This is a genomic window from Desulfitobacterium dehalogenans ATCC 51507 (assembly GCF_000243155.2).
Classification (GTDB): Bacteria; Bacillota; Desulfitobacteriia; order Desulfitobacteriales; family Desulfitobacteriaceae; genus Desulfitobacterium; species Desulfitobacterium dehalogenans.
In genome coordinates, this window is the sequence record NC_018017.1 from 2,956,759 (window position 1) to 2,981,669 (window position 24,911).

Here is a 24,911-nt window from a genome sequence, read left to right on the forward strand (position 1 = left end):
TCTCCACCTCATCTGCCTAAATTAAGAAGAGAACTACAGCGGCTCCCCCCAAAAATCCGAGATAGGACCACATCTTGGCTTGTTTCTCAGACCATTGGGCTGCATGTTCTTTAACAAGAGAAACTTGTTGTTTGACCAACTCTATTTGCTTATGCTGTTCTTGACGATCAGAGCGTCCCAGGCCTTTACCTGCGTCTTTTATCACCTGCCAATCCTCAGTCTTTAAGCAAAAATTCTTCTTTTGGTGTTCAATAGTAGCATTCCAGGCATCATAGGCCCCTTCTCCTTTATGCAGCCGTTCAGCTAATTCTGCAAAAAAACCGGACCATGCTCCGTCCGTCCTGTCCTTTAAAATTGAAAAAGCCTCCGGCAAGGGAGTATTCCCCCAAAAGATTTCCGTATCAAGAAGGGTTAGAGCCGTCAGGAACTCCCTCAATTCCACCGGCCTTTTGCGGATGCGGGCGGCACTATAGAGCCCTAAACTTCCGCAACCCATAATCATTAAAAAAGCACCCACCCAAATCAAAGATCATTCCCCCTTACCATCCCTAAATGGCTCTTATGCATTTGCTCCAAAATGATAATCTCTTCCACGGTTCCGGGCCCTTGGCGGCGACTGAGTACAACCACCCGTTCAAAAACCCCGAGCTCGAACAAAGACCTTAGGGTGGGACGTTTCAATGCCTCGTCCATATTGGATGCATGGGCGGTACTTAAAATTTTTACCCCCGTTCTCAAAGCATCCAAGACAGCCTCCACATCTTCAGGATGCCCTAGCTCATCCACGGCCACCACCTGAGGAGCCATGGAGCGGATGAGCATGTTGATGCCCATGCGTTTGGGACAGCCATCCAGAATATCGGTACGGCACCCTAAGTTATAAGCAGGAATCCCCTGCCACATACCGGCCAGTTCTCTCCGTTCATCTACCACCCCTACAGTCTGCCCCGGCAGGTTTAGTCCAGGACTGCCATCGCTGAGTCTTCGGATTAAATCTCTCAGCAGGGTGGTCTTCCCTCCTCGTGGAGGTGAAAGAATTAAAGTATGATGCAAAGCCCCTTCTTTCGTTAAAAGCTTTGGTAAAATAAGCTCTGCCCTGCCTTCAACGGCCTTGGCCAAGCGGATATTCAAAGCTGAAATATGCTTCAGAGTCTGTACTTCCCCGTTCTTCATGATAGCTTCACCCGTGATCCCAACCCGATGCCCCCCAGGCAGAGTGATAAACCCCTGTTTCATTTCCTCCTCGGCAGCATATAGGGAGCTTTGAGTCATGCGTTCCAAGGCTTGCAAAACATCTTCCCGCTGAACCCGATACCCTTTTTCTGCTGCAACAACTCTACCCTGTCCATCAATGAACAGTTCTTTATGATGACCCCGGATCAAAAGGGGCCGATTGACGCGCAAGCGGATTTCTTCCATATCTTTGAAAGCCATAGCATGAATCTGCATGAAAATATGAGCGAGATTGTTTCCGAACCAACGTCCAAAATCCTCCAGGGACTTTTTTTCTTCCTCTTTCTCCTGATTTACAGAAAAAGTTATCGATTTGGATTTGAGTTCAGGATTGGGTTTCGCGGAATGTAAGGTATAACGCAGCGACACGGTGTTGTCCCCCTTTGTTAAAAAGGTATGTCTGTACCTAAAGTTTTAGACATGCTTTTCGTACTCCCCGCCAAAAAACTTGTCCATGGGCAGTCACCTTTTTCAGGAAAAAAAAGAGACCCGATTGCCTATCCAGGCTCATCGAGTCTCTTTGCTGTCACAACAAGCACCTTGGTCCGGAGGACCACTTTATCAGTTCCCTTGGTTCCCAGCCATAGCTCCTAAAACTGGAGGAGCACAGGTAGGATCATGGGCCTTCTGCGGGTTTTATCCCAAAGGTATTGACTTAAGGATTCATGGATGGACCCTCGGAGAACTCCCCATTCCCAGCGCTCTTTGCTGATCTGAGCTTCGATACTGGCCGCGACAACCTTCTTTGCCCCCTCCACCAGTTCCTCTGCCTCCTTCATAAAAGTAAAGCCGCGGGAGATAATATCCGGTCCTGACACCAATGTGGTAGGAGATCCTTTACTAAGTGCCGCCACTACCACTACCACTCCATCCTGGGAGAGCTGCTGACGATCCCTGAGGACGATCTGCCCCACATCACCAATCCCCAATCCATCCACAAAAACGCTGCCGGATTCCACCCGTTCGGCACATTCCATCTTATCCGTATCCAGAAGAACACGAGTTCCAATCTGAGTTATGGCAATCTTTTGATCATCATAACCCATAAGATTGCCAATCTTGCGGAAGGCCACCTGATGTCTTACTTCACCATGGTGAGGAATTAAAAATCTCGGCCGGGTTAAGCGAATGATGAGCTTAATCTCCTCTTGATTGGCGTGTCCGGAGACATGAACCAATCCCATATCCTTCGTAATGACCTCTGCTCCTATCTGGAACAGATGATTGATCGTTCTTCCAATGAGTTTTTCATTCCCTGGAACAGGTGTGGCTGAGATAACTACAGTGTCCCCTGCCGAAACATTCACCTGACGGTGACTTCCGGTAGCCATCCGTGTCAAAGCCGCCAAGGGTTCTCCCTGGCTGCCCGTGGTTAGGATAAGTAAACGGGATGGTGATATCTCATTCACTGAACCGGGATCAATCAGCATATCCGGATCAGGAAAGTGGAGATACCCTAGTTCCTTGGCAGTGGCCACTACCGCTTCCATACTCCGGCCTACCACGCATACCTTCCGCTTAAGTATGGCCGCTGCCTCAAGTGCTTGTTGTATACGATGAACATTGGATGCAAAGGTAGCCATAATTATTTTTCCTTCAGCCCTGGAGAAAGCATCCCTCAAAGTTTTCCCCACAACCTTCTCTGAAATGGTGGAGCCGCTGCGCTCTGCATTGGTAGAATCACAGAGCAGCGCCAAAACTCCTTCCTGACCCCAGGCTGCCAACCTTCCTAAATCCATCTCCTGACCATCAATGGGAGTATAATCCACTTTAAAATCCCCGGTGTATACCACTCGTCCTATGGGAGTCAGAATTCCATATCCTACGGCATCCGGTACACTATGGGTTACCCTAAAGGCTTCGACCTCGAAGTCCCTCATCTTAACAGGCTCCCCTGGATTAATGATCCTCAGTAAATTTTCCGGGTATCCGCCACGTTCTCTTAGCTTAGCCCGAACCAAACCCATGGTGAGCTTAGTGCCGTAAACGGGGGCTTCTAATTTAGGCAGAATAAAGGGCAGACCGCCAATATGATCTTCGTGGCCATGGGTAATGAAGATACCTTGAATTTTGCTCTTCCGTTTCTCTAAATAAGTAATATCCGGTATAACAAGATCGATTCCTAAAAGTTCATCGTCGGGAAATTTAACCCCACCGTCAATGACAATAATGGAATCTCCAAATTCAAATACCAAGAGATTTTTGCCGATTTCACCGGTTCCCCCTAAAGGGATAATACTTAACTTCATACAATAAAAACCCCCTCTGGTACACCTTTTCTAACAAAAGGGTTCCCTAAAGGAGGTATTATGATTCGAGAATCTATGAAGATATGCTATCCTTAAGCCCGTTGGACATAGTTTCCTGTGCGGGTATCGATGATCAATTTTTCTCCTTCGTTGACAAAGAAAGGAACCTGAACCACTGCACCAGTCTCCAAAGTTGCCGGTTTGGAGCCGCCTGTAGCTGTATCGCCGCGAACACCGGGTTCAGTATGAGCAACCTCAAGAATTACGGTGTTAGGAAGGTCGACGCCAATGACAGTGCCGTTGAAGAAAAGGATACCTAAGTTCATATTCTCTTTAAGATATTTTACTCCATCACCGATTTGAGCCTCAGTCAAAGAGGTTTGCTCATAGGTCTCATTATCCATAGCCACGAAATGCTCGCCATCTTTATAGAGATATTGCATTTCGCGACGCTCCACATGAGCCTTCGGCACTTTTTCACCTGCATTGAACTTCCGCTCGATAATACCGCCGGTTTTTACATTCTTCAATTTAGTTCTTACAAAAGCCGCACCTTTACCTGGCTTAACGTGCTGGAACTCAATAATTGTATACACATCATTGTCCACTTCGATTGTTAGACCCGTCTTAAATTCATTGGATGAAATCATAATTATCCTCCTAAATATTCATTTTTATTGTTGTTTAGCTTATCCCAATCGAACCAAATTTACTTCTTAATTGTCCTCACAGAGGATAAGTCGGCTAAGCTTGTGAACAAGCAAGCTTCCTATATAATGAACTTTCTTTAATTCTGTGTCAAGACCTCCAGGGCATAATCCAAGGCCAAACTATAGCTTTTTCCACCCAAGCCGGAAATTTGTCCACGGCAGACAGGAGCAATGACCGAGGTCTTTCGGAATTCTTCCCGGGCATGGATATTGGATAAATGAACCTCGATAGCCGGCACCTGAACGCTGGTTATGGCATCCCGTACAGCGTAGCTGTAATGGGTCCATGCTCCAGGATTAATAATCAGAAAGTCATCCGGTCCCATACTATGAATCCACTGAATTAACTCCCCTTCGAAGTTGGTCTGCTCCACCTGTATAGGAATTCCTACAGTTTGAGCCTTATGTATAAGTTCCTTGTTAATTTCTTCGAGAGTCTGAACCCCGTATTTATCCGGCTCACGTCGTCCCAACAAATTCAAATTAGGGCCATGAAGCACCCAAATCTTTCCCATAGTATTCACTTCCTTAATACACGCCGTACACCCCAGAATTTTATCATAATTTTCTTCTTTCCACCAGTGTCCACGACAAAAAAACGTAGAGATTGACCCTCAGAACATCCGAAAAGGAAGGTTTTTTCCCTTTCAGAATACCACAGAGGTCTCTCCCTACGGTTAGGTGTAAGATCATTTCTAAAAACGAATATTAGCATACGCCCAAAAAGTCATGATATTCTATTCTTTGCCATATCAAGGGATTCCATCGGTCGTCAAATGACTAAAAAATAGGCCGATCCTGCCGCACATCGGAGTAAAGCTCCCTGACTTGAGAAAGTTCCGGCGCTCCGCTATTATTCTGCTGAGCATTCTCTTGATTACCTTGGGTTGTAGCGCTATTCTGGGTTTCAGTGCGGGGCCGATCGCTCATTAAGCGGGGAGAATGAATGAGATTGACATTACTTAGCATAATCTGTACTTCACAGGGACCATTATCACCATAAGGCTGAATCTTACGTATTTCGGTTCTCGGTACTGTAAGATGAACTTCATGAGGAATTCTACTTTCCCCTATCCGTTTGATTCTGAACTTTACTCCCTCGACTTCCATCTCCACTTCGTCAAGATGATCTCCCGAATACTCCATTCCCTGATGTGGTGTAATAACAGCATAGTGCTCATTCCCTCTGGGATTCGCCAATCGGGGAAGATAAACCTTCTGGCCAATTTGCAGATAATCCGGGTTCATCCCCGGATTGGCTAATTGCCACTCCTCACAGGTTCCCCCCCATCTTTGGGCAAGCCGGTAAAAGGTATCTCCCGGTTGAATCAGATAGTCTTCCACTGGGTCCACCCCCTCTTACCCATCTTATGGTTAAGAGAGATTGTCAGGTTCAAGGAAAAAGAGCTTAAGGAGAATTTCTCCCCCATTCTCTTCTAAAACTACTTCTTCCACATGAATACCACCCCGGGGCATGGTTTCAATATGGGTTAATCCTCTCTCTATCTCTGCCCACGAGCCTTGCACCCGTAAACGAATTAATGCGAAGCGGAGAATAGATGGATTAACCTCTCCTTCAAGAATCCCTTCAAGATGATAAGAAAAGACCGTTAGCTTTTCATCCGTGAAACCCTTAACACATTCATCCATGATCACAAGCAAATCATCCATCAGCAATGGATCTGAAGCAGCCTCTTTTGCCGAAGTCTGAAGGATAAGCCCTTCTATATGGCTTATCTCTTTGCGAAGAGCCCCAACCTCTTGTCGGCGAAGAACCAATATCCCACCAATCAGGCAGAGCACAATCACCAGGGTTAACAGGACGATATGGCTGAGCTTTGGGAGGTGTTTCCTCATGATCTCTTTCTTTTTAATCATATCCCTCCGCCTTCAAAACGAATTGAATCAGCATTCCCTCCCTAATTGAATCCCCTGCTGTTTGATATTTTGCCAATTGGACCTTCCCCCATCCTAATGCTTGAAGTTGCTGAAACATCCTTTGAACCTCCAGGGATTCTGTGGCAAGGCCTTGTATTGACAAAGTCCGCCCTTTAATCTCAATCCGTTCAAGGTGAATCCCCTTAGGTGCATTGGCTGTTAACTCCTTTATCCCCTGACCCACAGCGGTGGGGTTCCCCGCAATCTTATCCCAGGTCTGCTTTTGGGCAGTTTGCTTCTCATTCTCCCAAGTCTGGCTGGTGTTTATTTCACTTAGCCGTTGAGCCTCTACCTGCAAGCTATCAAGGGTCTGCCGGGTGGATACAAGCATTCCCGAACCGCTTATACTCACAAGCAACATGACCCCTGCGGCAATCCACTTTATCTGTTGTTCCTTTTTCCTTAGATTTTCGGTTCTATGGAAATTATTCAGCGCCCATTTCTCCTCCTCAAGGGCCAGCCCTAATACGGTTAAGTACTTTTCCGGGTCATAAGAATGAAAGGCATCGAAAGATTTCGCTCCCCAAAAAGCATAGAAAGCTTCATCCACCCCTTGCAAGGCGGGTACTTTTCCTCCGACGCCCTTTAGGTATTCCCCTATTCTTTTCCCTGTTTTTTCGGCCTCCCTGTTCTGGCCCCAGAGGATTCTATTCAACTCCACTTGGTCATGAAGTGATGAAAGATAGAGCAGCATCCGATAAATCTCATGATTCCATTCTTTCTCGCCGAAGGATTGAAGGGCGAAGGGAAGGCTGCGAACGATCTCAGGTATCCTTCCTTTATAGAAGATATATTGAATCTGCCCCTCATCTTCCCTGAGAAACAGAGTATTCCCATCTGAGCCAAACCCCAATGCCTTTCCCCAAGCCAGCTGAGAAAAGCATACCCTGTTAATCTCAAAGCCTGCTTTCCTAAAGCAAAGAATGACCGGAGATAAAACCGAATCCCTTATCCCTGATAAAATCACCTTCAATCCCTGGGATGACTCCTTTTGCTCTTCAAGGGAGTAATCGTAAACCAATTCTTCTTGAGGAATAGGGATTTCTTCCTCAGCCAGATAGTGAAGAAGTCCGGCACGGTTTCCTTTTTTCACCCAAGGCAAATGATACTCACGAATGAATTGGTTCTGGAGAGGTAACCCAATACAAATCTTTGGGCTACGATAGAATTTGAAATCCGCCTTTCGTTGCTCAAGGTATCCTTGTAAAATCGCCAGGAAGGTGTCTGGATGGAGAATTTTTCCCTGCTTTATTAACCCTCTGGGAAGAGGGGTAATCTCGAACTGAGTAGGTAGAAAAGACCACTTGTCCTTCCCTTTTTGGGTATACCAAAGCCAACGCAGTTCGTGATCGGTTAGTTCAACACAGACTCGACCTTGATCTGCAAACCTCATGCATCAAATCCTCCAAAAACCAATATCAAAACAGAGAATTATAAAAAGAAAGGATATCTTGTCCCCAAAAGAACACAATCCAAGCCCCCAATACCAAATAAGGTCCAAAAGGAATCGGATCCCTGTAACTTCTTTTTTTGAAGGATAGGATCAAAAGTCCACCTATGGACCCTGTAAAGCTAGCAATGAAAATAGCTATTAAAGCTTCCGGAAACCCCAAAAATGCGCCCAGTCCGGCAATAAGCTTTATATCCCCCAAGCCCATCCCTTCAGGATAGATCCGAGTGATCATCCAAAATACTCCACCTACCCCCAGAGCTGTAGCCAGACTTTCCCACCCCGATGGACCCTGGGGCAGAAAAAAGCCTGCCATAATGCCGACGCCCAGTAAAGGAAGAGTGAAAACATCCGGCAGACTGTAGGTATCCCAATCAATAGCAGCGAGAACTAAAAGCACAGATAGAAAATAGAAATTGATCCCCAACTGGAGAAATGAGCCACTTTTGTTTAGCCAAGCAGCATAAAAATACAAACATCCATTGAGGACCTCAATTAAGGGATAACGCCATGAAATCTTCTCCTGACATTGAGTACATCGTCCCTTTAAGATGAGAAAGCTTAGAACCGGAACCAGTTCCCAAGGGCGAAGATTATGACCACATGCGGCACAATGAGAACCGGGGAAAACAATAGACTTTCCTTGAGGAACACGATAAATCACCACATTTAAAAAGCTCCCGATGATCACCCCCACTATTCCGGATAATATACTGAATTCAACTCCCACTCGCTTCGTCCTTTCTATTATGGAAATAATGATGTATCACTGAAGGTTAGTTCAATGAGCTCGCTGGCTTAATTAGCTGAGCTCCAAAGTACCTTGGTTAAGTTTGCGTCATAGACTCGTACTTCCGCAGCCGATCCATCGGCAGTGAGATAGAGCATAATAAGATGGGTCTGGCTACCCTCAGGTATGGACCCATCGGCAGCCAAGGTTCCGATGCCAAAGCCCTTTTTCCCTTCAGACACTTCTTGCTGTGTAGTGTGCACACCCAACTTGGCGATATATTTAGGGATAAGTACAGGTATAGAAATATTCCCTCCATCTTGGGTTACTTCGGCGGATTTTGGATATCTCCCATTCTCCACTTGATAACGATCTAAAGCAGACTTCACTTGATGACCTGTAGCAATATCTGAGTTCTTCCGTGCTGTTTCTGAACTTGCACTTACCCTGGGAATGATGATTGCAGACAGTATGGCTATGATAAAGACCACCATTAATATTTCAATTAAGGTAAAGCCCTCCTGTCCTTTGCCTCTTTTTCTCTGCCCAAAGTGCATCATATCCTACTCTCCCTTTATCAAAACTCCTCCCTATTGAAGGTGCGTCCCCAAATCAAAGATAGGCAATAGTACACCGACAGCCACCAGGCCGATGACTCCCGCTAAAACCATGACGAGCAGCGGTCCCACCAGGTGGGGCACTTTATTCATCTGCTCTTCAAGCTCCATCCGAAACAATCGACTCAAGTGGTGCAGCATTGTGCTCAGTTGACCCGATTCCTCTCCTACTTCAAGCATCTGTGCCGCATCCCCAGGAAAATCGGATCGATTGACCAGAACAGCAGCCAGCCCCTTCCCCGTCCGTGCCCCTTCCTCAAGGTCTCCGACCACTCTTTTCATAGAAGAGGTGAGTACTGCCCCTTGGGTCAGCTTTAAGGCCTCCAGAAGTGGAATTCCTGCCTCCAGTAATGTCCCCAGCACCTGAGAAAATTGCAGATAATCATTAAGCTGATATATTCTTCCAAAGAGAGGTACCTTACTCAGTGCATCCCATAGTTTCTCTCTCCAATCATCCGGCCGACGAAAGCGCAGAACGAGAAAATAAATAATTCCCACGATTAACACCCCCAGGACCAAAAACGGCAAACCATGGGAGACCTGAAATATGACTTGAGTCAGAATTGATAATTCAGCATCCATATCTAGGAAGATCTGTTCATATACAGGTAAAACCAAGCGGTTTAGAACATAAATCAACCCTAATGTCAGCACAAGCAAGAATAGAGGATAAGCCAGGGCGCCTTTGAGTCTGTGACGATAAGTATGCTCCTCAAAAAGGTCTCTGGAAAGATTATCGAGAATCTCCGGCAATCTGCCAGCACGTTCACCGGCCTGAACCATGGCCCGGATATAAGGTGTAGGAGGGGGTATCAGGAAGTCAAGGGCTTCTGATAATTCCACACCCGCTTCCAGTTGTTCTTTCGCCCCAATCCAGGCTGAGGGTGTTATCCGCAGTCCCTTACTCCGCTTTTCCAAAATATTAATAGCTTTGAGCAAAGGCAGACCAGCCCCTGAAAGAAGGGATAGGTGCTGAGTGATACCTGCCCAGATCCTTAGTTGATCACTTTTCTTATTCAGGAATTCAAGGTATGAGAGGATATCGAAAAGCCTGCGGCGGCGGGGGCTGATGGATAAAGGGTAATATCCTTTGGCAAATAAACGGCTTCTGACTTCTCTCCCCTGCCGGACTTCCCAAATCCCTTCGAGTATATTCCCCTCTTGATCCAAAGCCCTCCATGCAAAGGTACGACATCTCATAAACCATCCCTCATTCCCCGCACTCTGTATACTTTTTGAGTGGCTTCTCCTCATCTCATTATGCCGCTGGTTGAATACCAGATTTCCTCCAGGCTTGTTAAGCCCTGCTGTACTTTGCTATACCCGTCCCGGCGCAGGGGGATCATTCCATTGGCAATAGCTTTTTCTTCTATTGCCCCTGCGCCTTGACCTTCCAACACCAAATCCCTGATATCCTGGTGGTAAAGCAGTAATTCGTGGATGCCGATACGTCCGGAATAACCGGTGCCCCGGCATTGAGGGCAGCCTCTTGCTCTAAATACCTGCTGGATGCCCTCCGGTAAATCCATGGCATCTTTTTCATGGGAATCCAGGCGCCAAAGTTCTTTACAATGTTCACAAAGACGGCGAACCAAACGTTGTGACAGAACTCCCCTCAAAACGGCCGCCACCAGATAGGGTTCTATACCCATATCCAAAAGGCGGGTAAACGCTTCAGCAGCTGTATTGGTATGCAAGGTAGACAAAACCAAATGGCCCGTCAAGGCCGCAGCAATAGCAATGCGGGCTGTCTCTTCATCTCGTATTTCCCCAATCATAATTACATCGGGATCCTGTCGTAATATGGAGCGCAACCCTTGGGCAAAGGTTAGACCAATCTTTGGCTGAACCTGAACAGATACAACTCCGGGCAACTGATATTCCACCGGATCTTCGATGGAGACCAAATTAAGCTGCTCAGAAATGAGCTCTTGCAGCAAAGCATAAAGGGTAGTGGTTTTCCCGCTGCCGGTAGGACCTACTACGAGGATAATTCCGTGGGGCTCCTTGATTAAGCGTTGAATACTCTTTTCAACCGATCCGCTCATCCCCAAAGATTGCAAGGAACGTTGTGCCGTATCCTGATCCAGAATACGTATTACGATTTTCTCCCCATAGACCGTTGGGAGGCTGGATACTCGTAGATCAATCGTTTTTCCGCTGACAAAAAAGCTGCTTCTTCCGTCTTGGGGCAGCCTCCGCTCCGCCACGTCCATGCCGGACATAATCTTAATCCGGGCCAGCACATTTCGGACAACCCCCAAGGGAAAGGTACGCTTGGTTTCCAACTTCCCATCAATCCGGTAACGCACTCGCATTACCACCTCACCCGGCTCCCAATGAATATCACTGGCTCCCAGCATAATGGCATCCCGAAGCAGAAAATCCACCAACTGAATCGTTGGGGCATCTTTTCCCTCCTCGGAATCAAGTGTATCTATCCGCCCCCTCCTTTTGCCCCATAGTTCATCCTGTCCTAAGGTGAGTTCCGCAATGCTTTTCTCCACAGTGAGATATTTCTTGATGGCCGTCACCACCTGGGCCTCCTCTGCCAGCAGGGGCTCGACCTCAAAACCTGTTAATATCCGAATATTCTCCACATAACGATGGTTTCCCGGGTCAAACATGGCGACCTGCAAAATTCTATCCTTAAGTCCTACAGGAATAGCACCATAACGCAATGCAGCCTGCTCACTCAGCAGGGAGGCTACTTCAGGGTCGATATCGACCTGAGTCAAATCCACTTTAACGACACCCAGATATCTGCTAAGCTCGATGAGCAATTCCTCCAAGGCGAGTGCCTTATGCCGGACAAGAATTTCTCCCAAACGGGCGCCTGTTTTTTCTTGCTCCTGTAAAGCACTGGACAACTGACCGAAGTCAATTTTCTGTTGACTTATTAAATATTGTCCAAATCCTCCCTCACGGGAGGTCTGTTGCTTCCACTCTTCTCGAAAACTCTCCTGGCCTCCAGCCCTCTTGCGACGATTCAGCCAAAGGGGTATCTTATTCATTCCCGTGAATCTCCTGATACTTTGTAATCAGCCAACGCCCGTCCACCTTTTCCAGTTCCACTTTAAGCTTCCGTTGGGCCCGGCCGTATTGAGCCAAAGAAGTTATAGTATAATCTCCTTCCCTGGCTATGACCTTAACCTTCACTGTACCTTCCCCGATGCTGATGTCTCCTCCCATAAAGGTCGGATCCTTTTCCAGCATCACCTTAGCCCATTCAATACCGCCTTCAGCTCCGTAGATTGCCTGACGGGAGCTCACCTCCCGCCGGGCAATCTTATTTTCCGAATGGGCCTTCACATACATTTCCAAACCATACGACGAAAATGTGGCAACGAGAATGAGGATTAAGAGGGTAATATACCCTAATTCACCTCGTCCCTTGCTCTGATCCTTCCCTGCCAATAAACCTTCTGCTTCCCTATTTCTCCTTGAAAGGTTATCGTCCACAACCCTGATACTCCTTGAGTGCAATTCCAATCCACAATCCCGCCCACTACGGGGTTATGGGCACCTTTATGATAACGATACAAATCTTTAACCCCATCATAATCTTTATCATCAAGATAATACTGGTCACTATAGGTCTCCCCGCTGGGGGTTACTGTCAGAGTCCATTTTCCTAGATGGGCCCACTGAACCGACTCGGCTTCGCGGATGGCATCACTCACCCATCTTCCGGCAGTGACCACAGCATAATGAGCCTCCATTTTATCTTTTATGGTCCGGCTGGTATTCCACTCCCCGTAAAAAAACCTCAAGGCGACAGTTAAAAGTATGCCGGTTATTAAAAGGGCAAATAAAACTTCTATTAAGGTAAAGCCCCTATCCTGTCCTATTCTGTCTAAACGCTCTTTTTGATTCCCTCGAATATTTTGCATAACGAAGCCCCTCCGCCTAATCGGGACTATTGGATTCATTGCAATGAATAGAGGCTTTCTAAGGCATAACTCTGAACATTTCCTTGTTCCGGCCAGGAAACCTCTACCTTAACTCTCAAAAGTTCGTCCGGGATATCCCAATCGGCATGAACTTTCCAGCGGAAAAGCCCCTCTTCCCCTCCCACTTCTCCACCAGGAATAATGCGTCCTCTATGGATGTTGTCGAGCCAAGACTCCGCCCCTAAGGTTTCCATGATACTTTGAGCATGATTGGCCGCTTCCGTAAGACGAAGGGCTTGGTCCGCTTCAGCCAAAGCATTCTCGCTTAAACCATACAAAGCCACAAAACCTACGGTAAAAAGAAAGAGGGCCAGGATGACATCCAAGAGAACAAAGCCTTTTTCACCATAACTTTTCATGGGATGACTTTACCTCGCTCATTAAGTTCATAACTTTCTCCATTACGGGTAGGTTTGACAAAATCTTGTCTGAGGTAAGGCCCCCGCCAGCCTTTTATTCCCGGAGGGGGTGAATATAAAGCATCAATTCCTTCAGGCAACATTCCTGTATCCAATTTGTACAGCTCCACTGCCCCTTCGATACGCACTCGATTGGCTAAATCTCCTTGGGTAGAAGTGTAATTCTCAGCTGAGCTCCATCGGGGTGATGCAATACCGATAATTACCATCATCAAACAAAGAATCAAAAGGACTTCAAGCAGTGTAAAACCTTCCTGTTTACGTTGATTCCCCATAAAATCATACCATTCTCCTATATTCCATAGTAATTTAGTCCTATTTTGGATACAAACATAATATTCTACCAATTCCATGAAGAATTCCTTCTTTAGAACTCTTATTAGACAATCTTTCTTTAATTTAGGGAGAATTTTTCTTATTCAAAGGTTTTCTTACTTATTTTAGTGCTATTCGACTTTAAGGCTCTTCAAAGACCCTAAACCGTAGAGATACTAAAAAACCACGACGCAAAGCCGTGGTTTTCTTTTATGTTTGAAGTTAAATTTCTTACTCAATCACTTTATTCCAAGCTCTTAGAATTTCCTCATTATCCGCATCACGAATCACGATCCCTTGACCTATCCCTTTAGGTAAGACCAGAACTTTTTGTCCTTTGTAGTTCTTTTTATCTGCTCCCATAAGATTGATCAATGCTTGAGAATCTTTATTCTTAATGGTTACCGGCAGACCGAAACCTTTGAGAAGCTTAATCAGTCGTTCCACTTCCCCATTATTCATAAATCCTCGTTCATGAGCCAGATGCGCAGCCGCTACCATGCCGATGCTGACACCCTGTCCATGCGTAATCCCTTGATAGGCCATCTCAGCCTCGAGAGCATGGCCAAAGCTATGACCGTAATTAAGAAACATCCTCTTCCCTTGTTCTGTCTCATCCTCAGAAACCAGCCTGACTTTTACCGCTGAGGAGCGAGAAGTCAATTCCTTATACAACTCAGGCTTCCGTGCTTTGATTTCTTCCTGGTGTTTTTCGATAAAGGAGAGAAGTTCTCCATCAGCAATGACAGCATGCTTGATAGTCTCTGCCAAGCCATTGAGCATTTCTTCCCAAGGCAAGGTCTCTAATGTACTAAAATCAGTCCATACAGCCAGAGGTGGGTAAAAATCCCCCAGCAGGTTCTTCCCTGCAGCATGATTTACCGCGACCTTACCACCGATGCTGCTATCCACCATAGCCAGAAGAGTGGTGGGAATCTGAACATAACGTATCCCCCGCATAAACATGCTGGCAAAGAAGCCGGCTAAATCTCCAATAACCCCTCCGCCTAAGGCCAAGACCACAGTCTTGCGATCCGCACCACAAGCAATGGCTTCACTGGTTAAATCACTGAGACGGTTCAAGGATTTTTCGTCCTCACCTTGAGGTACAATCAGGGTATTTACACTAAATGCACCTAATCCTTTTTTCAAGGTATCCATATAGTCAGCCGCAATATTAGGATGAGTAATCACTAAAAGATGCTCTCCAGCCCCGATACGGGTGGTCAGATACTCACCCAGATCTTCCAGCCTGGCCCCCAGGAAAACGGGATAGGGCTTCACAGAGACAACATCAATCCTCTGTCCTTGCATCATTCATAAAACCTCCTTCATATAGGCTGAAAATTTCTTCTACCACTTCTTCAATTCCTTTATGGGTGGTATCGATGGTCCAATCCGCTTGGTCATAAATAGGCTGTCTCTTTGCCCACAGCAGTTCAACCTCTTGGCGGTCTCCTCTTAAGAGAGGGCGGTCGTTGCGATAACCAATCCGTTTGTAGATCTCATCCAGCGGCGCATATAAGCCGATAATAACACCGCTTCGTGCTAAATCCTGCCAATTCTCAGGATTCAACACGGTTCCTCCCCCCGTAGCAATAACATACCCTTTATGTTCAGCCAAGCGTTTCACCAAAAGCCGCTCCTCCGAACGAAAACGGGTTTCTCCATGCCGGCGGAAAATTTCTGATACAGTCATTTCCGTTAATCTTTCGATCTCCACATCCGTATCGATAAACTCCCGTTCCAGGAGTTTGGCCAAGCGCCTGCCCACGGTGCTTTTGCCGGTACCCATAAACCCCACAAGAACAATATTATCCTTTGGTACGGCATGTGGAGGTCCCTCAGGTTCTAACTCCGGGGGATTGTTTTTATAGGGGTTCATCTCATTATTAGAAAAGTCATTGCTCATACTATTGCTCACTCACAAATCGTTTATAATCCTGCCAAGCCTTATACAGCTCATCCCATGTATCGGAAGGGAATTTTTCCAGGACAGCCTGAAGTATTTCCCAAGCCACTACATGCTTGAGAACCACCAGGGCGGCAGGAACCGCACACACATCACTGCGCTCTACACTGGCCTCCATGACTTCTTTCGTCTCCAGATTAACCGTTGGCAAAGGACTGTATAAGGTAGGGATTGGCTTCATGACTGCTTCAATCATCACCGGTTCCCCATTGGTCATTCCGCCTTCAATCCCGCCGGCATTATTGCTATAACGGTAATACCCCCGCCCGCTGTCATAACCGATGGGATCATGGACTTCGGACCCAAAGCGTTGGCCTGCTGTAAAGCCCATGCCAAAGGATACTCCCTTCATCGCCTGGACAGATAAGACAGCCTGAGCCAACCGGCCATCCAATTTTCTATCCCACTGGACATAGGAGCCTAAGCCCGGTACCAGGTTCTTCACTTGGATCCGAAGTATGCCCCCCAATGATTCTCCTTTGTTCCGAGCCTCTTGCAATTGGGCATATAACGCTTCTTCACCCTTGGGATCTCCTACCTTCCATTCGGAAGCCTGGACCCGTTCCCAATACTCAGGGGTATCCTCGCTGTCCATATGGATTTTTCCGACAGATAGGACCTGCCCGCCCATCTCCACCCCTAAGGCTTCCAAGATCTGCAAGGCAATATTCCCGATGGCGACCCGCATGGCTGTCTCCCGGGCACTGGCCCGCTCCAGTACATTGCGCACTTCTGTCCGATATTTCAAATGTCCCGTCAAATCCGCATGGCCCGGTCGTGGTGTGATGACTTTACGACTTTCCAAATCCGCTTCATCGTCCCAAGCCATAATTTTTTCCCAATTGGACCAGTCCCGGTTGATAATCTCTAAGGCTATCGGCGCACCTGTGGTCAGCCCCCCCCGGACTCCGGAAAGAATAGTGACCTGATCCTTCTCAATCTTCATTCTCCCCCCACGGCCGGGACCCTTTTGCCGTTCTTGCAATGCTTGATCGATCTTTTCCTTATCTATCTTAGCCCCTGAGGGAACCCCTTCGAGGATTCCTACAAGCTTTAGTCCGTGAGATTCACCTGCTGTCAAATAACGCATTCCTTACCTCCTCACCTGATTTCTTCCCGAACTCTTCCCGTAATCAAGGCTGTAATGACATACCTGGTGTCTTTTCCATTGGTTAAGAATATACTGCCGCTTAGGATTGGCCCCCCTAGAAATATAGGGACTCCCTCTGCTGAAAAGCGCACAGTATTCGGTTGATTGGCGAAACTAATTTTCTCCGGAAGTGCGATAGTCTTCTCCAACACACCTTCTCTAAAAATGCGATAGGTATTATTGCTTGGGTAAAAGCGGATTTCATACCAGGTATTTTCGGCTAGGGCGCTTGCCCTTACATCCCGCAGTTCCTGAATGAGTTGAGTGCTGGCTAAAGACAAATTACGGTTTTCCGCCTCCACAGGGAGCTTCACCAAAAGCACAAAGCCTACCCCTGCCAAAAGGGTCAGGACCAGAAGGACCTCAAGGAGGGTAAAACCCCTTGCTTTGTCAGATTGGCCGTCCTTAGGCTGACTCTTTCTCCTCATTCGTGCTCGCTCCTTCTGCTACACCTGAGCCAAGGCTTGATACAAAGCCTTCCTCATAGCATCTACAGGGGCCTTATCTTCCAGCCAAAATTCCCAGGCATTGACACCCTGATAAAGAAGCATATCCATTCCGTTGACAATCTTGCAGCCCAAGACTTTTGCCGACTGTAAAAAAGGAGTTTCCCAGGGGTTAAAGATGATATCCACCACCAAAGTACCTGGATGTATCCCTTCCAGTGAAAAAGGGTAGTCTTCCTTTTTTAATCCCAGGCTGGTCGTTTGGATAACACAATCCGCCTGTGTCAGCCACTCTCCCCTTCCCCATACCTCTTGGCGTGCCTGTCCGCCCCACTCCCGTATTTTTTCCAACAGTTCCGCCCCTCGCTCAGGAGTGCGATTCATAATGCAAAGCTGGACTCCGAAAGGTGCCAGGGCCATGGCAATCCCCTTAGCAGCACCTCCAGCCCCCAGGAGAACAATTTTCTTGCCCTCACCGAGCTCCATATGTTCCTGCAGGGAACGAACAAAACCTGAACCGTCGGTATTATGGCCGATCAACCGACCCTTGTGCACTTTTACGGTGTTCACCGCTCCAGCCCGCCTGGCTTCCTCAGTCAGTTCATCCAGAAAAGGGAGGATGGCTTCTTTATGGGGGACGGTCACATTCCAGCCGCTGAACCCCAGGGCTTTAAGACCAAGTACAGCCTCGCCCAAATCTTCAGGGCTTACTTGAAACTTTTGATAGTCTGCGGCTAAGTCTAAAGCCTTGTATCCTGCATTATGCATCACCGGAGATAGGGAATGAGCAATCGGGCAGCCAATCACTGCAAAATGCTTTACCAAGCTTACACCCCCCAAAGCTTTTGGATAGCACAACGGAATGGTTTTCCCATTCCGTCATCTTCGTCATGAAATTCCTTGTTTAGCGTACCTTTGTACCATGGGGCTCCGACGTTTCATAACGCTTCATCAACCAGACCAAGACCCGCTCCATTCTGCGCAAGAACCGTGTACCGATAAATTCCTTATCATTAATGGGAAGAACCAAAATCGTATACATTCCCATACGATTCCCTCCCAGGATATCAGTAAACAATTGATCCCCAATAACAGCGGTATCCGAAATCCCGGTCCCCAAAATATTCATTCCTGCTTGAAAAGCCTTACGACGTGGTTTCGTTGCCCGAAAAACAAAAGGTATTCCTAAACGATCCGCTACAACGGCCACCCGTTGTTTGCGCTTATTATTGGATACGACACATGCCTGAATCCCTGCCGCTTTAAGTTTCTCAAACCATGCTACAACTTTTGGTCCAACTTCTAAGTCATTCCAGGGCGTCATCGTGTTGTCAAGATCTATAATAAGCCCGCGAATACCATCCCTCTTCAAAACGTCCACGGGTATACTATCCAGTGAATCCGCTTGAAAAGTCGGTTTGAAGAGATCAAACATAGTGTCCTCCCCACATGGCATTTTTTACTTATTATATCCCAGAGTTTTACTCTGGGCAAGCTAAATGGAATAGGGCTTTAGAAATATCGAGGTTCTTTTACAATATATTCATTCACTAACCTCTGGTGAAACCTGAGAAAATATCATAAAATGTCCTGTATAGGAGTTGAAATTGCTTGATTAAATATTATGACCGAAAAACCCAAACCTATCAGACAGAAAAAGTGGCCGGAGAGAAAATGATTCGCTGGACTTATACCTCTCCTGTAGGGATGAGACTTCTGGAAGCGGTAGTCAAGAAAAAAATGTGCTCCAGCTTTTATGGCTGGTATCTGGATCAGCGAATCAGCCGGCGGAAAATCCATCCTTTTGTCCATAAATTTGATTTGGACTTATCCATTGCGGAGAAGAACGTAAAAGAATTTTCCTCATTTAATGATTTCTTTTACCGTAAGCTAAAACCTTCAGCCCGCTCTATTGACCCACATAAGGACTCCCTCATCTCTTTGGGGGATGGGAAATTACTGGCTTATGAACATATTAATTTAGACCGTTTGGTTCAGGTTAAAGGTATTACCTATAGCCTTCAAGAACTGATTAAAAGCCCAGAGGTGGCGTTAAAATACAACAGAGGCACTTGCTTAATTCTAAGGCTATGCCCTACGGATTACCACCGCTTTCATTTTATCGACAGCGGTATCTGTGAGCCCTCTCACCGTATTAAAGGAGCTTACTATTCAGTTAATCCCGTTGCCTTGCAAAAGGTTGAAAAGCTTTTTTGCGAAAACAAAAGAGAATGGAGCATTTTCCATTCTGATCATTTTGGAGATATCCTTACCATTGAAGTAGGGGCTACCTTTGTAGGCTCCATCATTCAGACTTACCCTCCCCATCAAAAAGTGGCTCGAGGAGATGAAAAAGGCTATTTTAAGTTCGGCGGCTCCACCGTTCTGCTTTTTTTCGAAGAAAATAAGGTTAGGATCGACCCGGAAATTATTGAGCAAACGAAATTAGGTTATGAGACCTATGTTCTCTTTGGTGAAAAAGTCGGTGTCCGGGGCGGGTCTTTTTCAGGGTAGGCGGCCATGCTGCTGCGGCACCCCCTCTTACACAAATACGAATTGTACCAAGGCCATATAGAGCACTGTTCCCCCGCCGATGCTCAGAAGCACATTATTCTTCCAGAGATGAATCAAGACAATAAACCCAATTGCAATCCCTTCAGGCAGCCCATATGAGGCGGTCAGGAGGGATACATTTTTTAGACAGTAAACGATTAGCATAGCAATGGCAGCAAAGGGAATCACCTTCCCCAGATAAAGGATAAAAGGGGGAGTTTCCCTGCCGGATGGGAATAAAAGAAAGGGCAAGGACCTGGTGAGAAAGGTCCCCAGAGCGATCACGACGATAATAATGAGTGACTGTTGAGCGGTGAGCATCATACGACGTTCTCCTCCTTAAGAACTTTTCCTGTGCCGTCGGCCTCATCGAGAATATCCAACCTATTGAGCTTATCTAAATTCTCCAGAGGCCTCCTGAACAGTGAAAAAACAGCAATAATCAAAGCCATTGAAGGAATTATGAAGTTTACCGGTCCAAACACCCATAAGCAAAAAACTGACGCTCCTATTCCGATCAGAGCCGGTGCATGCTGCTTTTGCGATTTCCATTGTTCAAGAAAGATGACAACAAACAAGGCCGTCATGACAAAGTCGATTCCTTTCGTATTAAAGGACACCATGGAGCCTAAAATTCCACCCAATGCACAGGCAGAAACCCAGTAACTCTGATTAAGCAAAGTGACGAAAAACATAAACCACCCTCGGTCCACTCCCTGAGGAGGGTTCGCGGCACAGAGAATGGAAAAGGTTTCATCCGTCAGCCCAAACATCAGATAGGGCTTTTTCTTTCCCCCTTCGCTGAATTTTCCCAAGAGGGAAAGTCCGTAAAATAAATGTCTGGCATTAACCATCAGAGTCATAAGAAAGGCATTTAAAGGGCTGAAAGCCATGGTAAGCAAGTTTATAGCCACATATTGCATGGAGCCGGCGTAGATAAAAACGCTCATAAGTATGGCCCAGCCAAAGTGATATCCCTTACTATTCAAAAGAATACCAAAGGCCATGCCGAGAAATAGATAACCGGCCATAACGGGTAGGGTATAAGGAAAGGCGGCTTTCAGGGCTTTTCTCTTTTCCTGCATTCTGGATTACTCCTCTTCCACTATTTTACCTGATCCAAGTCCAAGGGTATGGTTAGCGTGCGTTTGTCCGTATTCATGACAATGCTGGTTTCTACTTTATCCACCCCTGGAATGGCCATAATCGTATCGATAATAAAATCCCGGAACGTTGCGATATCCTTCGCTACCACCTTTAATAAAAAGTCCCGGCTGCCGGTAACCGTATAGCATTCGAGAACATTGGGTATTTCGTTAATTGTAGCTAAAAAATTATTGGCAATCTCCCGGTTGAGCGGGGAAAGATTCACCATTGTAAACGCGATTAATTCAATACCGATCTTTTTTTCATCAACAAATGCCGTATACTGCTTGATAACCCTTTGTTCTCTCAGGTTTTTCGTTCGTGCCAGACATGCGGAAGGAGATAAACCAATTTTCTTTGATAATTCTAAGTTAGAAATAGAGGAATCTTCCTGCAAAGCATGAATAATCGCTTTATCCTGTATATCAAAGTCAGTCTCCAATTTTAATTCTCCTTTCAGGAGCCATCTCAAAATATAATTCTGTTCTTTTACATTTTAATATATATTATTCTTCGAATTCTGACAAGCAAAAAAGATTATTCGTCCGCACTTCCTCAGTAAAACACCGCATCCATTACTGTAATAATAGCAGCCGTGCTTTTCCTCAAAATCGTCAGCGTCGACGATTTTAAAGAAAAGCACGGCTGGTGTTTTCTTGCTATCTCCTTATGATCACCCTTGCCCTTTGCGTTCTGCCAAATAAGCCGCCACACGGGAAGCGCACAGAATCGATAGGAATTTCGCTTCAGGATTATCCGCACGGCTGGGCAGGATAATCGGTACTTTTGCCCCCACGACCATGCCAGCGGAACGGAAAGAGGCCATACAAGTGGCTGATTTATAGATAGCGTTGCCCGTCTCGATATTCGGCACCAGAATGATGTCGGCGCGACCTGCGACTTCGCTGCCCTGGATTCCTTTATGTTCCGCTCTTTCCAAGCTTAAGGCATTATCCAGAGCAAAGGGTCCATCCACCACACAGTCCTTGATCTGCCCCCGCCGATTCATCTGGGTCAGAATAGCCGCGTCCAGAGTAGACGGCATATTGGGATTCACAATTTCCAATGCAGAGATGGCCGCAACTTTAGGCCTCTGCACTCCCAAAGCCTGAGCTACAGTCACCGCATTGCGGATGATATCGGCCTTTTGCTTCAGATCCGGGGCAATATTCATTCCTGCATCAGTAATGAACAATAAACGGTCAAAACCTGCAGCCTCGATAATAGCTATATGACTTAAGGTTGTACCTTCTCTCAAGCCCTTTTCCTTATCCAGGACAGCCTTAAGGATTTCAGAGGTTTGCAGCATCCCTTTCATCAATAGATCGGCTTGACCTTCCCTGACCAGATTGCTGGCATATAAGGCGGCCTTCATGGCATTAGGTTCATGGACAAGGGGAGTATCAGCAAGATCCACACCCATTTCCTCAGCGATTTGGCGTATCTGCCCTTCAGCCCCGACCAGGATGGGCTGAGCAATTCCTTTCTCTTTCGCGCTAAAAACCGCTTCCAAAACAGCCTTGTCCTGGGCGGCTGCTACTGCAATCTTTTGGGGGGACTTTTTGCTTTCCTTTAAAATTTGCTCAAACATAGCCTATCTCCTTATGTTCCATAGTGTTTAACTTGCTCTTGCTCAGTCAATACAGCTAAGGCACCCTCCACCATAGCCTGAAGTTCGTCTTCCCCAGGGTATACAGTCACCGGTCCCATTTTTTCTACTCGCTGCCGGATTAATTGGATGAAACGCTGACTATAGGCCAGACCGCCTGTAAGTACGATTCCATCGACGTTTCCTTCCAGAGCAGCAGCCATAGCTCCGATTTGCTTCGCTACTTGATAAGCCATGGCCTCCACTACCAATAGGGCCTCATCATCTCCATCGTCGATCCTTCTTTCCACTTCCCGGAGATCATTGGTTCCTAAGAGCATTTGCATGCCACCGTTGGACATGACCAAGGCCAGAAGCTGCTCCTTTGTATATAAACCGGAAAAGCAGAGATTGATAATGGCTGAGACCGGCAGTCCTCCGGTTCTTTCCGGGGAAAAAGGGCCTTCTCCGGCGGAACCATCATTAACGTCGATTGTTTTGCCCCTAAGATGGGCACTCACCGTGATTCCTCCCCCAAGATGAGCGACAATAAGGTGGCATTCCTCATATTTTCTTTGCCGTTCCCGACAAAAACGCTTGGCTACAAACCGGGAATTCAAGGCGTGGAAGATACTTCTTCTGGCTATATCCTTTATTCCCGTAACTCTTGCCACGGGAATCATTTCATCCACCGTAACAGGGTCCACTACATAAGCCGGTATGGACAAACTCCGACCAAGTTCATAAGCAATAATTCCCCCTAGACTTGAAGCATGCTGCAGCGCTTCCCCATGGCTTAAATCATGAAGAAGCTTATCGTTAATTAAGTAGGTTCCTGATTCTACAGACTTGACCATTCCACAACGGCCCACCACTGCATTCAGGGAATTTAAAGGTATACCCGCTTCTTCAAGGGAATCCATGACAAAGGTCTTACGCATTGCCTTTTGCTCTAAAATGCCGGCGAACCCTTCCAGATTGGAGCGATTATAACGGATACTCTTCTCCAGAATGCACCGTTCATTTTCATATAAGCCAATTTTAGTGGAGGTGGAACCAGGATTGACGGCTAAGATCCGTAATATTCTGTCACCCAAGCCAATGCCTCCTTAAGCCAATGCCTCGATAATTACAGCCATAGCCGGCCCTCCCCCGGCACAAAGTGAAGCACAGCCGAATTGGTTCTTTCTCCGCTTCATTTCTTGGATTAAGGTCAAGATAAGCCGGGCACCGGTCATCCCCACTGGATGTCCGAGAGAAACCCCCGACCCGTTGACATTAAGTTTGTTCAGATCCAGCTTAAGTTCGCGGTTGCAGGCTAAGACCTGGGCTGCAAAGGCTTCATTGATTTCCCAGAGATCAATATCGCCAATACTCATCCCTGCATACTGTAAAGCGCGCTTCACCGCGGGCACCACGCCGATTCCCATGAACTTGGGATCTACAGAGGCGGAAGCTGTTGCCACAATCCGGGCCAGGGGTTTCAGTCCCAACTCTTCAGCCTTCTCCCTGGACATTAAGATCAGGGCCGCCCCTCCGTCACTAAGACTGGAGGCATTCCCCGCTGTAACCGTTCCCTCCTTTTTAAAGGCCGGCCTTAGCTTAGTTAAACCATCCAGGGTAGCATCAGAACGCGGATGCTCATCCTCTGTGAAAATTTTGGTTTCTTTTTTCGTCACAAGCTCCACAGGAACGATCTCTTCTTTGAACTTCCCCTCCTGTATGGCCTGGCAAGCCCGCCGGTGACTTTCCACGGCAAATTCATCCTGCTCTTCCCGGGAAATACTATAAAGATCCGCCAGATTCTCAGCGGTAACCCCCACGTGATAGTCGTAGAATGCGTCGATTAAGGCATCGTATAATAGGCCGTCATAAAGGGTATCGGAACCCATCCGATAACCTCCCCGAGCTTTTAAGAGGAGGTAAGGGACATTGGTCATGCTCTCAATCCCCACTGCCGCCCCCATATGGATCTTGCCCAGCATAATTTCCTGGCTGACCATCTCCATTGCCCGCATGGAGGAGGGACATTGCTGATTGATCGTTGCCGCCACTGTTTCCACCGGGCAACCGACCCCCATGGCTACCTGGCGGGCTGTATTCCCTTTGCAGCCGGCTTGATAAACCTGACCTGCGATTACCTCTTCGATCTGAGATGGCTCTAGCTTTGCCTTTTCCAGTGCCCCTTTGAGAGCCACAATTCCCAAATCCACAGCCCTGAAATCCTTTAACATTCCATTAAAATCTCCGATCGGTGTTCTCATACCGCTGACAATGACAACCTCATGCATGGATAAACCCCTCCTCTAATCCCTTTTTCGCCTTTAAAGGCGTTTGTTTATACGAATATTCCTAATATTCTACCACTTTGTCTTTTTTCCTTTTTTCTTTTTGGTTTAAACTCCTCCAAAAAAATCAAGAACCCGCCATTCACTAAAGCAG

General features: G+C 46.8%; 29 protein-coding genes. 1 reads left to right on the top strand and 28 read right to left on the bottom strand.

Features of this window, described 5'->3' with window-relative positions; all coding sequences use genetic code 11:
- Positions 1-16: 16 nt before the first annotated feature.
- The 22 genes from DESDE_RS14315 to DESDE_RS14420 form a co-directional block, all read right to left on the bottom strand.
- Positions 17-526: a stage III sporulation protein AB gene (locus tag DESDE_RS14315; RefSeq protein ID WP_014794733.1), complete on the bottom strand. Its 510-nt coding sequence runs from the start codon at positions 524-526 to the stop codon at positions 17-19.
- Positions 523-1,602, bottom strand: a complete 1,080-nt coding sequence (spoIIIAA, locus tag DESDE_RS14320) for a stage III sporulation protein AA (RefSeq protein ID WP_014794734.1) — start codon at positions 1,600-1,602, stop codon at positions 523-525. Before spoIIIAA ends, DESDE_RS14315 begins: the two co-directional genes overlap by 4 nt.
- A 221-nt stretch (positions 1,603-1,823) precedes the next feature.
- Entirely contained in the window at positions 1,824-3,482 is a 1,659-nt protein-coding gene (locus DESDE_RS14325; protein WP_014794735.1) for a ribonuclease J, read from the bottom strand.
- A 92-nt stretch (positions 3,483-3,574) separates the two neighbouring features.
- On the bottom strand, positions 3,575-4,132 hold the full coding sequence (gene efp / locus DESDE_RS14330; RefSeq protein ID WP_014794736.1) for an elongation factor P: 558 nt from the start codon (positions 4,130-4,132) through the stop codon (positions 3,575-3,577).
- A 137-nt stretch (positions 4,133-4,269) separates the two neighbouring features.
- Positions 4,270-4,707, bottom strand: a complete 438-nt coding sequence (gene aroQ, locus DESDE_RS14335) for a type II 3-dehydroquinate dehydratase (protein WP_014794737.1) — start codon at positions 4,705-4,707, stop codon at positions 4,270-4,272.
- Between the two features lie 265 nt (positions 4,708-4,972).
- Positions 4,973-5,545 (bottom strand): LysM peptidoglycan-binding domain-containing protein, encoded by a 573-nt coding sequence (locus DESDE_RS14340; protein ID WP_174270148.1) that lies wholly within the window; start codon positions 5,543-5,545, stop codon positions 4,973-4,975.
- Positions 5,546-5,566: 21 nt separating this feature from the next.
- The gene (locus DESDE_RS14345) at positions 5,567-6,070 is read right to left on the bottom strand and encodes a hypothetical protein (RefSeq protein ID WP_014794739.1); all 504 of its coding nucleotides are present in this window, start codon (positions 6,068-6,070) and stop codon (positions 5,567-5,569) included.
- Positions 6,063-7,523 carry a PilN domain-containing protein gene (locus DESDE_RS14350; RefSeq protein ID WP_014794740.1) on the bottom strand — a complete coding sequence of 487 codons (1,461 nt, stop codon included), beginning with the start codon at positions 7,521-7,523 and terminating at the stop codon, positions 6,063-6,065. Before DESDE_RS14350 ends, DESDE_RS14345 begins: the two co-directional genes overlap by 8 nt.
- 25 nt (positions 7,524-7,548) lie before the next feature.
- Positions 7,549-8,310, bottom strand: coding sequence for a prepilin peptidase (locus tag DESDE_RS14355; RefSeq protein WP_014794741.1), 762 nt, complete (start codon positions 8,308-8,310; stop codon positions 7,549-7,551).
- Positions 8,311-8,378: 68 nt separating this feature from the next.
- A complete protein-coding gene (locus tag DESDE_RS14360) occupies positions 8,379-8,867 on the bottom strand; it encodes a type II secretion system protein (protein ID WP_014794742.1) in 489 nt (162 codons plus the stop codon).
- A 33-nt stretch (positions 8,868-8,900) separates the two neighbouring features.
- The gene (locus tag DESDE_RS14365) at positions 8,901-10,127 is read right to left on the bottom strand and encodes a type II secretion system F family protein (RefSeq protein ID WP_014794743.1); all 1,227 of its coding nucleotides are present in this window, start codon (positions 10,125-10,127) and stop codon (positions 8,901-8,903) included.
- A 50-nt stretch (positions 10,128-10,177) separates the two neighbouring features.
- The gene (locus DESDE_RS14370; RefSeq protein ID WP_014794744.1) at positions 10,178-11,941 is read right to left on the bottom strand and encodes a GspE/PulE family protein; all 1,764 of its coding nucleotides are present in this window, start codon (positions 11,939-11,941) and stop codon (positions 10,178-10,180) included.
- Positions 11,934-12,344 (bottom strand): hypothetical protein, encoded by a 411-nt coding sequence (locus DESDE_RS14375; protein ID WP_014794745.1) that lies wholly within the window; start codon positions 12,342-12,344, stop codon positions 11,934-11,936. Before DESDE_RS14375 ends, DESDE_RS14370 begins: the two co-directional genes overlap by 8 nt.
- Positions 12,305-12,820, bottom strand: coding sequence for a PulJ/GspJ family protein (locus tag DESDE_RS14380; RefSeq protein WP_014794746.1), 516 nt, complete (start codon positions 12,818-12,820; stop codon positions 12,305-12,307). Before DESDE_RS14380 ends, DESDE_RS14375 begins: the two co-directional genes overlap by 40 nt.
- Before the next feature lie 35 nt (positions 12,821-12,855).
- Positions 12,856-13,239 carry a hypothetical protein gene (locus DESDE_RS14385; protein ID WP_014794747.1) on the bottom strand — a complete coding sequence of 128 codons (384 nt, stop codon included), beginning with the start codon at positions 13,237-13,239 and terminating at the stop codon, positions 12,856-12,858.
- On the bottom strand, positions 13,236-13,652 hold the full coding sequence (locus DESDE_RS14390; RefSeq protein WP_014794748.1) for a type II secretion system protein GspG: 417 nt from the start codon (positions 13,650-13,652) through the stop codon (positions 13,236-13,238). Before DESDE_RS14390 ends, DESDE_RS14385 begins: the two co-directional genes overlap by 4 nt.
- 193 nt (positions 13,653-13,845) lie before the next feature.
- On the bottom strand, positions 13,846-14,928 hold the full coding sequence (gene aroB, locus DESDE_RS14395; RefSeq protein WP_174270175.1) for a 3-dehydroquinate synthase: 1,083 nt from the start codon (positions 14,926-14,928) through the stop codon (positions 13,846-13,848).
- Positions 14,909-15,526, bottom strand: a complete 618-nt coding sequence (locus DESDE_RS14400; RefSeq protein WP_014794750.1) for a shikimate kinase — start codon at positions 15,524-15,526, stop codon at positions 14,909-14,911. Before DESDE_RS14400 ends, aroB begins: the two co-directional genes overlap by 20 nt.
- A 1-nt stretch (position 15,527) precedes the next feature.
- Positions 15,528-16,676, bottom strand: a complete 1,149-nt coding sequence (aroC, locus tag DESDE_RS14405; protein ID WP_014794751.1) for a chorismate synthase — start codon at positions 16,674-16,676, stop codon at positions 15,528-15,530.
- An 11-nt stretch (positions 16,677-16,687) separates the two neighbouring features.
- Entirely contained in the window at positions 16,688-17,164 is a 477-nt protein-coding gene (locus DESDE_RS14410) for a prepilin-type N-terminal cleavage/methylation domain-containing protein (RefSeq protein ID WP_014794752.1), read from the bottom strand.
- Between the two features lie 18 nt (positions 17,165-17,182).
- A complete protein-coding gene (gene aroE / locus DESDE_RS14415) occupies positions 17,183-18,007 on the bottom strand; it encodes a shikimate dehydrogenase (RefSeq protein ID WP_014794753.1) in 825 nt (274 codons plus the stop codon).
- 79 nt (positions 18,008-18,086) lie between these two features.
- Positions 18,087-18,617: a YqeG family HAD IIIA-type phosphatase gene (locus DESDE_RS14420; protein WP_014794754.1), complete on the bottom strand. Its 531-nt coding sequence runs from the start codon at positions 18,615-18,617 to the stop codon at positions 18,087-18,089.
- A gap of 176 nt (positions 18,618-18,793) precedes the next feature.
- Between DESDE_RS14420 and DESDE_RS14425 the strand changes: the two genes are divergently transcribed.
- Positions 18,794-19,696 (top strand): phosphatidylserine decarboxylase, encoded by a 903-nt coding sequence (locus DESDE_RS14425; RefSeq protein WP_014794755.1) that lies wholly within the window; start codon positions 18,794-18,796, stop codon positions 19,694-19,696.
- A gap of 27 nt (positions 19,697-19,723) precedes the next feature.
- On the opposite strand, the gene DESDE_RS14430 is transcribed toward DESDE_RS14425, so the two are convergent.
- From DESDE_RS14430 to DESDE_RS14455, 6 genes are all read right to left on the bottom strand, one after another.
- Positions 19,724-20,059, bottom strand: a complete 336-nt coding sequence (locus DESDE_RS14430; RefSeq protein WP_014794756.1) for a branched-chain amino acid transporter permease — start codon at positions 20,057-20,059, stop codon at positions 19,724-19,726.
- Positions 20,056-20,820: an AzlC family ABC transporter permease gene (locus tag DESDE_RS14435; RefSeq protein WP_014794757.1), complete on the bottom strand. Its 765-nt coding sequence runs from the start codon at positions 20,818-20,820 to the stop codon at positions 20,056-20,058. The genes DESDE_RS14430 and DESDE_RS14435 overlap by 4 nt, the downstream gene beginning before the upstream one ends.
- 20 nt (positions 20,821-20,840) lie before the next feature.
- A complete protein-coding gene (locus DESDE_RS14440) occupies positions 20,841-21,323 on the bottom strand; it encodes an Lrp/AsnC family transcriptional regulator (protein ID WP_014794758.1) in 483 nt (160 codons plus the stop codon).
- 231 nt (positions 21,324-21,554) lie between these two features.
- Complete coding sequence (locus DESDE_RS14445) at positions 21,555-22,472, bottom strand: phosphate butyryltransferase (protein WP_014794759.1); 918 nt, start codon at positions 22,470-22,472, stop codon at positions 21,555-21,557.
- An 11-nt stretch (positions 22,473-22,483) separates the two neighbouring features.
- Positions 22,484-23,566: a butyrate kinase gene (gene buk, locus DESDE_RS14450; RefSeq protein ID WP_014794760.1), complete on the bottom strand. Its 1,083-nt coding sequence runs from the start codon at positions 23,564-23,566 to the stop codon at positions 22,484-22,486.
- 12 nt (positions 23,567-23,578) lie between these two features.
- Entirely contained in the window at positions 23,579-24,760 is a 1,182-nt protein-coding gene (locus DESDE_RS14455; RefSeq protein ID WP_014794761.1) for a thiolase family protein, read from the bottom strand.
- Positions 24,761-24,911: the final 151 nt, after the last annotated feature.

What these genes read in the sequence shown, in the direction of transcription:
- DESDE_RS14325 (WP_014794735.1), bottom strand. Translation starts at nt 3,482, where the DNA reads ATGAAGTTAAGTATTATCCCTTTAGGGGGAACCGGTGAAATCGGCAAA.
- efp (WP_014794736.1), bottom strand. Translation starts at nt 4,132, where the DNA reads ATGATTTCATCCAATGAATTTAAGACGGGTCTAACAATCGAAGTGGAC.
- aroQ (WP_014794737.1), bottom strand. Translation starts at nt 4,707, where the DNA reads ATGGGAAAGATTTGGGTGCTTCATGGCCCTAATTTGAATTTGTTGGGA.
- DESDE_RS14345 (WP_014794739.1), bottom strand. Translation starts at nt 6,070, where the DNA reads ATGATTAAAAAGAAAGAGATCATGAGGAAACACCTCCCAAAGCTCAGC.
- DESDE_RS14350 (WP_014794740.1), bottom strand. Translation starts at nt 7,523, where the DNA reads ATGAGGTTTGCAGATCAAGGTCGAGTCTGTGTTGAACTAACCGATCAC.
- DESDE_RS14360 (WP_014794742.1), bottom strand. Translation starts at nt 8,867, where the DNA reads ATGCACTTTGGGCAGAGAAAAAGAGGCAAAGGACAGGAGGGCTTTACC.
- DESDE_RS14365 (WP_014794743.1), bottom strand. Translation starts at nt 10,127, where the DNA reads ATGAGATGTCGTACCTTTGCATGGAGGGCTTTGGATCAAGAGGGGAAT.
- DESDE_RS14370 (WP_014794744.1), bottom strand. Translation starts at nt 11,941, where the DNA reads ATGAATAAGATACCCCTTTGGCTGAATCGTCGCAAGAGGGCTGGAGGC.
- DESDE_RS14380 (WP_014794746.1), bottom strand. Translation starts at nt 12,820, where the DNA reads ATGCAAAATATTCGAGGGAATCAAAAAGAGCGTTTAGACAGAATAGGA.
- DESDE_RS14385 (WP_014794747.1), bottom strand. Translation starts at nt 13,239, where the DNA reads ATGAAAAGTTATGGTGAAAAAGGCTTTGTTCTCTTGGATGTCATCCTG.
- DESDE_RS14390 (WP_014794748.1), bottom strand. Translation starts at nt 13,652, where the DNA reads ATGGAATTGGTAGAATATTATGTTTGTATCCAAAATAGGACTAAATTA.
- aroB (WP_174270175.1), bottom strand. Translation starts at nt 14,928, where the DNA reads ATGCAAGGACAGAGGATTGATGTTGTCTCTGTGAAGCCCTATCCCGTT.
- DESDE_RS14400 (WP_014794750.1), bottom strand. Translation starts at nt 15,526, where the DNA reads ATGAGCAATGACTTTTCTAATAATGAGATGAACCCCTATAAAAACAAT.
- aroC (WP_014794751.1), bottom strand. Translation starts at nt 16,676, where the DNA reads ATGCGTTATTTGACAGCAGGTGAATCTCACGGACTAAAGCTTGTAGGA.
- DESDE_RS14410 (WP_014794752.1), bottom strand. Translation starts at nt 17,164, where the DNA reads ATGAGGAGAAAGAGTCAGCCTAAGGACGGCCAATCTGACAAAGCAAGG.
- DESDE_RS14420 (WP_014794754.1), bottom strand. Translation starts at nt 18,617, where the DNA reads ATGTTTGATCTCTTCAAACCGACTTTTCAAGCGGATTCACTGGATAGT.
- DESDE_RS14430 (WP_014794756.1), bottom strand. Translation starts at nt 20,059, where the DNA reads ATGATGCTCACCGCTCAACAGTCACTCATTATTATCGTCGTGATCGCT.
- DESDE_RS14435 (WP_014794757.1), bottom strand. Translation starts at nt 20,820, where the DNA reads ATGCAGGAAAAGAGAAAAGCCCTGAAAGCCGCCTTTCCTTATACCCTA.
- DESDE_RS14445 (WP_014794759.1), bottom strand. Translation starts at nt 22,472, where the DNA reads ATGTTTGAGCAAATTTTAAAGGAAAGCAAAAAGTCCCCCCAAAAGATT.
- DESDE_RS14455 (WP_014794761.1), bottom strand. Translation starts at nt 24,760, where the DNA reads ATGCATGAGGTTGTCATTGTCAGCGGTATGAGAACACCGATCGGAGAT.